At 42.4% G+C, this 10304-nt stretch carries 4 protein-coding genes and 1 pseudogene; 4 read left to right on the forward strand and 1 reads right to left on the reverse strand.

Features of this window, described 5'->3' with window-relative positions:
- A partial coding sequence (locus tag CDZ78_RS16335) for a transposase (protein WP_140414135.1) occupies window positions 1–1395 on the reverse strand: 1395 nt, incomplete at its 3' end.
- 269 nt (window positions 1396–1664) lie between these two features.
- Between CDZ78_RS16335 and CDZ78_RS16340 the strand changes: the two are divergent.
- The 4 genes and pseudogenes from CDZ78_RS16340 to CDZ78_RS16355 all read left to right on the forward strand — a co-directional run.
- Window positions 1665–3872 (forward strand): annotated as a pseudogene (locus CDZ78_RS16340) (FN3 associated domain-containing protein); the annotation flags it as partial.
- Between the two features lie 3 nt (window positions 3873–3875).
- The gene (locus CDZ78_RS16345) at window positions 3876–4505 is read left to right on the forward strand and encodes an anti-phage-associated DUF3780 domain-containing protein (protein WP_087870948.1); all 630 of its coding nucleotides are present in this window, start codon (window positions 3876–3878) and stop codon (window positions 4503–4505) included.
- Window positions 4502–7504: an anti-phage-associated DUF1156 domain-containing protein gene (locus CDZ78_RS16350; RefSeq protein WP_087870949.1), complete on the forward strand. Its 3003-nt coding sequence runs from the start codon at window positions 4502–4504 to the stop codon at window positions 7502–7504. Before CDZ78_RS16345 ends, CDZ78_RS16350 begins: the two co-directional genes overlap by 4 nt.
- A gap of 6 nt (window positions 7505–7510) precedes the next feature.
- Entirely contained in the window at window positions 7511–10240 is a 2730-nt protein-coding gene (locus CDZ78_RS16355) for a phospholipase D-like domain-containing anti-phage protein (RefSeq protein WP_087870950.1), read from the forward strand.
- Window positions 10241–10304 lie beyond the last annotated feature (64 nt).

Genomic DNA, 10304 nt, shown 5'->3' on the forward strand with positions numbered 1-10304 from the left:
ACAATACTTTAATGATGGTGTTGGCTCTAAGCGCCCTAAATCTCTGCCAATCATATGTTTTCCTGATGGCATCAGTTGAAACACATCCTTTATTAATTCACCTAACTCTTTCAGCTTATCACCAGGATCTGGAAACTCTAGCAATGACGTGATGAACTCAAGCAGTACATCCATTTGAGACTTGCGCTGTAAGCTTCCTACGGTATACGCAGGTAGTTTGCTTTCAATGCGGGCTATTTGCTCTGGGTGAAGGAGAAGGCAATGGTCAAACAAAAGACTCAGAATCAGGCCACGGCTTGATCCCTCTTCATCTAATTGTTTGGCCTCACGCCCCCATCCTTCATAAAGCTTCCAGTCCTCAAAGAAAACCTCAATCAGCCATCTCAACGTATAGGCTTGAATAATATCTTGTGTGCGCCAAGTCAGGTCTGTCGCCACTAAATAGCGATAGTCGTTTTCACCGTCATATTTTAACGCAATGACAAAGCGTTTTTTACTGTGAGAACTCACCTTTAATCGTGCACTGCTGACAGTCACTTTAATCTCTTTGCCGCCACGTACACGTATTATCTGATCAATGCCTTTGTTAATCGAATTAAAGTAGCTCTCGACTGACCTTATTCTACCTCTATATTCAATATTTTGGTTTTTACGTAATTGGCTAATCACCTGTGAGCCTCCAGATTCTTTAGCAGCTTCGTCCATAAAGGCTTTTTCACCATACAGCGCATCAGCCAGTACGCCTTTAATTTTAATCAGGCTATGCGCAACTTTAAACTCTTTTAATAAGCCTAATGCAATCTCTGTTTTGGTCGGGTAGGCACTGTCACGTTCAGGCTTGATAGGCCGATCTTTTTTTGCTATACCGCTCTTTTTCAACCGTTTATCTTCTTTATCCCACTGCTTTAAGGCTGGATCCGGCATATAAAAGAAAAAACCGACAGGCACTGTAATGGATGAGGTAACTAGCAGCAATAATACTATCGTTTGTCCATTAACATACCCGCCGGAGCCTTTGTGTTTCTGCTTGTAAACCTTATAAATACGTTTTGTAGACTTAGATCGTGCTCGGTCTGATTCATCAAAGGCCAACACACCTTCAGTAATGCCATAACGTTTTAAAATTAAGACCACACTCACCCGTAGCAACCACTCCCAGGGTATACTTGCTTTACGAAACACCCAGGATAATGCGGCTACTTTGCAATCTCCAAGGCTTGCTCGCTCAAACTTAGCCCAGCAAACAGAGTTCATTAGCAGTATGCCCGTTAAACAAGTGCCCAACCAAGCGGCTTGAATCCGTGTCAAAGCGGCTCCGGGTTTTAGCTGATTGAGCGCATCATTTAAATCGTCAATATAGCTTTGGATAAAGGTGGCTGGGGCATTCATTAACATGGGCTTACACCGATAAAATTACAACAACCTCAGAATACCTGATTTTACCTTCTCAATATCAAAAACTTGAACATCGAGTATAAACATGACAAAACCACCTAAAATAAACCTCGATACACCAGCATTGTGTATTTCAGCTACTCAATAATTGGGAAACTTCAGTGTTAATACTTTCACAAGCTCTAAAGCCTGCTCTACAAAATATTTATGCCTAAACCGTTTATTGCTTTTATATTAGTTTTCCTGCTATTAATTAGCGCCCTATTTAAGAGCAAATTCGTGAAACATATCCATTCCATCCATCCTTTAAGCATCTTGTTGCACTCTTCAAAGAAAATGAAGGTTTCCGTCAAACACGGGGATTGATGCAATTTACAGCTCGTCTGCTGAAAAGTGTGGATCAACGAGAAACGGATGATGTATTTCTTATCGGCACTCAGCATCTTGATCTAAACGATGAACAAGTTAAAGATGAAATAGAACGTATCGCACCTAAGCTAGTGCCTGCTGTTACTCGCGACATTGCAGATAAAGGTAGTGCCATTGCCGAAACACTTGATGATGAAATTGATAGTGATGCATCCAGACAGGTCATGACACTACTGCTTGCCTCTTCATTATCACGTGCTGTTGGTGGACGAATCGGTCTTTCTGAAAGCGAAGTCATTGAATTCTTGGCAGCACCCAATCGCAAAGCAGATGAATTTCTTGATGCGATACAGAAATTACGGGAGCAAGCCTGGTACTTGCACCGAGAAGAACAACGCCTCTTTATAAAAGAGACCGAAAATTTATCACGGCAAATTGAACGCAATGCTAAAGAAGTGCCACAGCCAAAAATTGATCAGGCGCTAATTAATCGTCTGACAGGTATTTTACAACCAGTACGTCGGAACACATATCAAGAGGTGCAAATTCTACCTCGAATGGATGAACTAAGGTTGACAGGGCCACGAGTCCTCATCGTTATCAAACCAGATGGCAAAGTTCCACCGAGTGAATTAACTAACTTCTTCGAGTTCCAGCAAGAGAAAAATAATTTACTGGTGCTGACTGGCCAAGATAGCCTTATGGCTGATGCGGTTGAAGACCGTCTGCGTGATCTCTATGCCATTGAGCAAATTGACAAACGCTTAAAACCTGGCGATACACTTTTTGAAGAAGCCAGAGATAGGCTTGAAGAATCTAAGGAACGTTTCACCAAAGCTTTATCTGCTGCATATAACAGCATCTATTTTCCCGGTTTGGATGACATTGATAACACTCAGAAACTGGTTCGTGTAACTATCGACAATGGCCTCAAAGTTGGTGAAGGTGATCAATCAGCTGAAGTACAAATCGAAAACTTACTTGCTAGTCCACGCGCTAATTACAAGCTGGCTTCAGACTTGAAAGATGAATTCATACAATATTTTGCAATGGCTGAAGCAGAGCTTTGGCCTTCAGGCAAAGACAATCGTCGTACTCCATGGAAAGATGTTGTAAGTAGAGCTAAATGCAACTCAATTTGGCCATGGATGCCTGGTAATGGTGGTATGGATACGTTAAAAACTGAAGCATTAAAACAAGGTCGTTGGCGTTTAGGCGAAGATGGCTATATAGAAAAAGGGCCATTCCCTCAGGAAAAAACCAGCGTCAATGTTTCATTATTGAGCTCACATCCAGATACCGGTGAATCAATTGTCAGCTTAACACCAAGAAATTCTGGCGAAAGCCCAGTCATCTATTACTCAACTAAACCTGAAGTTTTAGAAACTGATTCACAGGTGGAAGACCTTGAAAACTTTAGCACATCAGAAGGCACACTTTATTTTATGGTGAAGGATCCAAGTGGAAAATATGAGAGTGGATCACCCACCCGCTGGATTGCAGAATTAAAGATACGTCATCAAGTCGAACCAGCTGCAGATAAACGTAAAGTGACTTTGCAGTGTATGCCTCAGGCAGAAATGCTTTACACCTTGGATGGTTCAAACCCAAAAGACGGAACAACCTATGAACAGCCATTTGAAATAGGTTCGGATGCAACTAGGCTGCTGGTCTACGCAAAAGCTGGTGAGGCAACAAAAACGGCTGATTTCCAAATCCCACACAGTGGCGATAAAACGATTCAAATTGATGAAGCTAAGCCCGCTCGCCTCAACAGCGGAAAACGTGTTGCATTGGATACCACCGATAGAGTTTACGGTGTGATAAATCATTTCCGTGAACAAGTAGCAACAAAATTCAAAGGTGTTCGAATTGAGATTGGAGAAGGTGAGAAAACCGTAACAGTGCGTTTTCAAGAGCGTCAAATTACGGCAGCCATGATTGAAGGAACCGTCAATAGCCTTCGTGAGGTATTACAAGAAGATGATGCTCAAGTCGCCATTATGATTGCTGATGGTATTGATTTTGAAAATGGTTTTGAGGCAAAGGAATTTGCCAAATTAGTCGGTATGGAATTACAACCCGGCGATATTGCACAAGAGGAATAAATAATGGCAGAGGTTACACCAACCAAACAAAGAAAAACGTCGACACAACCAACGTTGGGCTTTGGTGTACCTGCAACTAGTGACCCGCATCATTTTAAGGTCACTATTCCAAAGGGCAATGGCGGCAAAATTCAAATCAGTGAGTATTTAGGCTTACAAGCACAAAGTGATGAATTTGCTGTTATTGATCGCGTACTCCTAGCGCGCCCACGCTGGACAAAAATTCGTAGCGAAGTACAACGCACTTTTAACGCTCGATTGAAGGCACACAGCGTTAAGCCCTCTTCCTGGAAAGTTGGAGACAACATGGTAGATCGGCTTTTAGGCAAAGAACTATGTGTATTGGCATGGGCTGTTGAAGATATGGATATGGATATGGATAAAATACCAGTCGCTGTGCGTAATTGGCTAGCACTCCGCCCCGAAGAACGCTGGTGGCTATTTGGCATGACCGCCATGAGTACAGGTGGAATGAAAGATGGTACAAAAGGTTGGCGCTTGGCGTTAAAGCATGCCTTAGGTGATGTTGCTCAAAGCGACTTATTAAAACCACGCAGCCGAAAAATTGTAGCTAATAAATATCAAGATCCTAGCTTACCTATGCTGGACTTATTTGGTGATGAAACTTTATGACAGAATTAAAACCACTAGCCCTGCAGGATGCCCCTGCGCTTATTGAGGCTGTATTTCCAGCACAAAAAATATCTTTTGAGGCGCAAAAAGAACGCAAGGCTAACCTTGGGCAAACATTAACGGGGCTGGGTTCTTATTGGAAAGGACGAAAACCATTAATTCTCGTGCGAGCTATTGTTTTAGGCAGCTTGCTGCCACAAACAGATGATGCCGAAAAAGATTTAGAAATTTTTGAGAAATTAATGGCCTTTGATAATGAAGGACTAGCCCGACGTGCATTAATTCAGAATAACCTCAAACCTAAAGATATCGCCCTGAGAATTGAACTGAGCAATCCATGGGATTATTTCACGCATAACATCAAGCAGGATAATCCAGACTTCGCAGAAGTTACATCACTTAAATTTCCTCTTGATAGTGATGCACTAGGAATCAATCTTCGCTGGCAACGTGATATAGATGAATCAGACAAAATTCGGCTCATCAAACAAACAATATCCACCTACCCGAGTTATGAAGAGAAAGCATCGATTTGCAAGAGGCCAGAAGAAATCGAAGCCAATTGGCTGTATGAAAACACATGGGCCACTGTCAATCGTTACTACGAAAATTTTGGTATCAATGCACACTCCCATGAGGAGCTAACGGAACAACTAGGCATTCTACGATACGGTCATCGCCCTAAATTAGGTGATACATTTTGTGGTGGCGGCTCCATCCCCTTTGAAGCAGCCCGGTTGGGTTGTGATATTTATGCTTCTGATCTCAACCCAGTTGCCTTAATGCTTACATGGGGGGCTTTAAATATTATTGGTGCGTCTCCAGAACGACAAGAAGAAATTAAACAAACTCAGATCGATGTAGCTGATGCCGTTGATGAAGAAATTACAAAACTAGGCATCGAACACGATGAACATGGTAATCGTGCAAAATCTTATCTCTATTGCTTAGAAGTTCGTTGCCCTGAGACCGGTTGGATGGTGCCTTTATCACCAAGTTGGGTAATTTCTAAGCCTAGAAAAATTATTGCCAAGCTCACCCCAGACCATTCAAATAAGCGTTTTGATATTGAGATCCTTACAGGTGTATCTGTCAGTGAAATGAAGATCGCCAATAAAGGAACTTATCAGGATGGGAGTTTAGTTTACGAGTTAGAAGGTAAAACTTATAGAACAACCGTGAAAACACTTCGTGGTGACTATCGTGATGTTCATGGAGAAAATAATAATCAACTTCGCCGTTGGGAGAAACAGGATTTTCAACCACGCAAAGACGATATATTTCAAGAACGCCTTTATGCTATTCACTGGATCAGAAAAGGAACTTTCGAGCAAACTCGACCGGAAACATTTTTTAGTTCTGTCACAAAAGTTGATATTGAACGTGAAAATTTAATTGGAAGTATTGTTAATGAAAATCTAGCTCAATGGCAAGAAGATGGGCTAGTGCCAGACATGGCTATTGATCCTGGACAAGAAACTACTCGTTTAGGAAGAGAGCGAGGGTGGACGCATTGGCATCACCTTTTTAATGCCAGGCAGTTGTTATTATTTGCATCTTATTTCAAACACAACACACCAGAAGATTGCATATTTAATGCAAAAACACTGGACTGGAATTCTCGCATTGCGAACTGGATGAACCACTGGGAAAAAACTAATAATGTTTTTTACAACCAAGCACTGAATACATTTTATAACTATGGTATCCGTTGCTTTACCAGTCATGAAGCGGGCCGCTCATTTGGCTTCGCTAATAGTCCAATTCCCAATATTGAAACAATAATTAAGAACCATGAAGCGAATCAGATAGAGACTGATTGCGATTTATATATTACAGACCCACCTTATGCTGATGCGGTTCATTATCATGAAATTACTGAATATTTTATTGCTTGGTTGAGAAAGAATCCCCCAACAGAGTTCGCGGATTGGACTTGGGATTCACGACGTGCTTTAGCCATTAAAGGATCAGGAGATGATTTTCGAAAAGGCATGGTTGATGCCTATCGTGCTATGGCAGATCACATGCCAAATAATGGCATGCAGAGTGTCATGTTCACGCACCAAGATACCGGTGTTTGGTCAGACATGATTGGCATATTCTGGGCAGCAGGTCTACAAGTTGTCGCTGCCTGGTATATCGCAACGGAAACAAGTACAGAACTAAAAAAAGGCGGCTATGTTCAGGGTACAGTCATCCTCATGCTACGCAAACGTCCTGCTGGTGAAAATCCCGGTTTCAAACAACGTTTACTACCGGCTGTACGTGCAGAAGTTAAACAGCAAATCGAAAACATGATGCACCTTAATGACGAGGTGAAAGATAAAATGGGCGAGCCTGTCTTTAATGATTCCGATCTACAAATGGCAGGTTATGCTGCGGCGTTAAAAGTGTTGACTGCCTACACACAAATTGGTGGTGAAGATGTGACGGCTTTCGCGCTAAAGCCTCGCGCTAGAGGTGAGGTCACTGTTGTTGATGAAATTGTGCAGCAGGCAGCAGAAGCGGCAAATAGTCTATTGGTCCCCGAAGGACTAAAGGCAGATACCTGGCAAAAATTGAATGGTATTCAACGGTTTTATTTGCGCATGATGGACATGGAAACGACTGGTGCAACGAAACTGGATAACTATCAAAATTTTGCCAAGGCGTTTCGTGTTGAAGACTATGGTCGAGTTATGGGAAGCATGGCGGCCAATAAGGCGCACCTGAAACAGATTACAAAATTTGAATCTCGTGACCTGACGGAAAGTACCGAGTTGGGTGCAAGCTGGTTAGGTCACATCATTATTGGCTTACAGCAACTTATTGCCGAAACAGATCCTCAGGTGATTATTAGCCAACTACAGGCTGAGTTACCCGACTTTATGGAAACTCGTCATCTCCTTATCGACATGCTTAGTTTTATTGAAAGAAAAGCAATGGATGAAACGGTACGAGAAGTTGCCGAAGTACTTGGCGCACGTTTACGCAACATGCGAGCTTTAGGGGAATAACAAATTATGACAATAAGGAGATTCTCATCACGTACTCATCGCTTAGATAACAGTTTTTTACTCGAACATCTTAAAGGTGCTCGTAGTTACAAACGCATTGCTGGCTATTTTACCAGCTCGTTATTTGAAGTTGCCAATGAGTTACTAGAATCTATCCCTGATGTAAAAATTGTCTGCAATGTAGATATACATCCTGCCGACTTAAAGATTGCACAGTTACGTGAATCCAAAATGATAGGTCGTTGGAATGAACATGATCTGGAAACAGAGGCACTGCTTAATAGAGACCGCTATCGTCGTTTAGATAGTTTTTTGGCAAAACATGGTCAGGTAATTCGTGTTGCACCCGATAGTATTTGTGGTTTCCTTCATGGTAAGGCCGGTGTGATAGAACTTGAGGATGGTCGTAAGCTTGGATTCATCGGTTCAATGAATGAAACTAGTAGCGGCTGGCAACGTCACTATGAAATTTTGTGGGAGGACGAATCAGCTGAAGGTGTCGCATGGATTGAAGAGGAATTTGAATTCTTATGGAATGCCGCTCGCTCGTTACCCGATGCCGTTATTCGCGAGGTAAAACGTCGTGGTTACCGGCGTGAAATTTTCTTTGATGAAATTGATGAAGACGATGATCTAGCACCTGCCGCATTGATCGAGTCACCGTTGTATCGCCAAGGTTTTGCATTGAGACCCTGGCAGCAAGGCTTTGTCAGTGAATGTGTTCGGCACTACCATAATCACGGCATTGTCCGTTTGCTACTCGCTGATGAGGTAGGTTTAGGAAAAACTTTATCCATGGGTACTGCCGCTCTAACGCTTTGTTTATTAAGTGACAAAGAAAAGAAAAAACGCAAACCAGTTATTATCTTTGCCCCAGCAACATTGTGTGAACAATGGCAAACAGAAATGATCGATAAACTGGGGATCCCTTGTGCACGTTGGCATACCCAGAAAAAAGCTTGGTTAGACCCAGATAACCGAATTATCTCTCCCACTGGACAAGAACACATCGCTAAATGCCCGTTGCGTATAGGGATTGTGTCTACCGGCCTGATGATGCGTGACTCACTCGAAAAACAGCACCTCCTTGGTTTGCGTTATGGCCTCACCATTTTGGATGAAGCCCATAAAGCTCGAAGTCGTCAGGGTTTTGGAAAAGATGCAGGCACACACAATGAACTACTATCATTTATGCGAGAAGTCGCAGCTCGTTCTGATCATGTCATATTAGGGACGGCTACACCCATCCAAACCAAGCCAGAAGACCTTTGGGATTTAGTCGGTATTTTGCATCAAGGCGTTGGTAACTTTGTACTAGGAAACGATTTAGCCAAATGGCATCGTCCCCAAGAAGTTCTCCCCATACTCTCAGGTGAACAGGAAGTGAATGAACCATCATTTGCCTGGGAATTATTAAGGTCACCATTGCCGATGGTTGATTCGACGCAAGAGCCTTTTGCTCGACGCCTGTTCAGTGCTATTCGCCAAGACTTAGAGGTCAATGCCGAATGGGAAATAACACGCCCACTAACCGATTTAACTGATGATTCACGCGAATACCTTGAAGATGAATTAGATCGTGAAATTTCAGGTGCCAGTTTCTTCCAGCGTGAAAATCCATTCGTCAGGCACATTGTTTTACGCAAGCGAGCTTCATTAGAAGACGCCGATTTATTGCCTCGCATTGGTGTGGACCTCCACCCTGACCGACAGCTTGCTAAAGAGGTACACAAATTTAATATCCTGTTTGAAGGGAATGCACTCAGAACCAGCGAAGATTTTCGCCAAGCCTACGCCGAAGCTCGTAACTTCGGTAAAGCTCTTGCTAAAAGCGGTAAAGGTAGTGGCTTTATGAAAAATCTAATGGAACAGAGAATTTGCTCCAGTATTGCAGCAGGATTAAGTACCGCAAGAAAGTTACTTGAGGGCCGTACACTTCAAGAAGAAAACGATGAACAAGAAGTTGTATTAGCAGTTGATAATCAGGAAGAAAAAGCTGTTCTTGAACGTATGATTTCTCGACTGGAAAAGATTACTGAAGATCCAAAATTACAAGCAGTTGTTCACTACCTCGAACAAGAGAAATGGCTTAGTTATGGCATCATCATATTCAGTCAATATTACGATACGGCTAAATGGCTAGCAGACTCGCTTGCTGAACGCTACCCAGATCAAGCAGTTGGTTTATACGCTGGTGCTGGTCGAAGCCGTTTATATCAAAAAGGTGATAGCGTTAATATTGAACGTGAAACACTTAAAAACATGGTGGCAGAACATGAGCTCACTATCATGGTTGCCACCGATGCGGCCTGTGAAGGCTTAAACTTACAAACACTCGGCACGTTAATAAACATTGATCTACCTTGGAATCCAACAAAACTAGAACAGCGTATTGGTCGAATTAAACGTTTTGGTCAGGTGCGTGAAAAAGTGGATATGCTTAATCTTGTCAATGAGCAAACGGTTGATGAAAAAGTCTATGAGCGATTATCGGAACGAATGCGTGACCGCTACAGTTTATTTGGCTCACTCCCCGACACAATCAAAGATGAATGGATTGAAGATATTGAAACCCTGGGTGAAAAAATGGATGACTATATCAATGCCCAGAAAGAAGCCAATGGCTTTGACCTACGTTACAACACCAGCATGAGTCCATCTGAAAAGGATTGGAGAGATTGTTCGGATGTTCTTTCACGTCGAGATTTTACGGAGTTGATGACTAATGGATGGTGATATTGAAACAGGTAATAAATATGATAACTTTTGACCAACTTATGCTTCCGTTAATGAAAGCACT

This window comes from Bathymodiolus platifrons methanotrophic gill symbiont (assembly GCF_002189065.1).
Taxonomy (GTDB): Bacteria; Pseudomonadota; Gammaproteobacteria; order Methylococcales; family Methylomonadaceae; genus Methyloprofundus.

Bases quoted from the DNA above. Each gene is read 5' to 3' on its own strand.
- CDZ78_RS16355 (WP_087870950.1), top strand. From the start codon at position 7,511: ATGACAATAAGGAGATTCTCATCACGTACTCATCGCTTAGATAACAGT.
- CDZ78_RS16345 (WP_087870948.1), top strand. From the start codon at position 3,876: ATGGCAGAGGTTACACCAACCAAACAAAGAAAAACGTCGACACAACCA.
- CDZ78_RS16350 (WP_087870949.1), top strand. From the start codon at position 4,502: ATGACAGAATTAAAACCACTAGCCCTGCAGGATGCCCCTGCGCTTATT.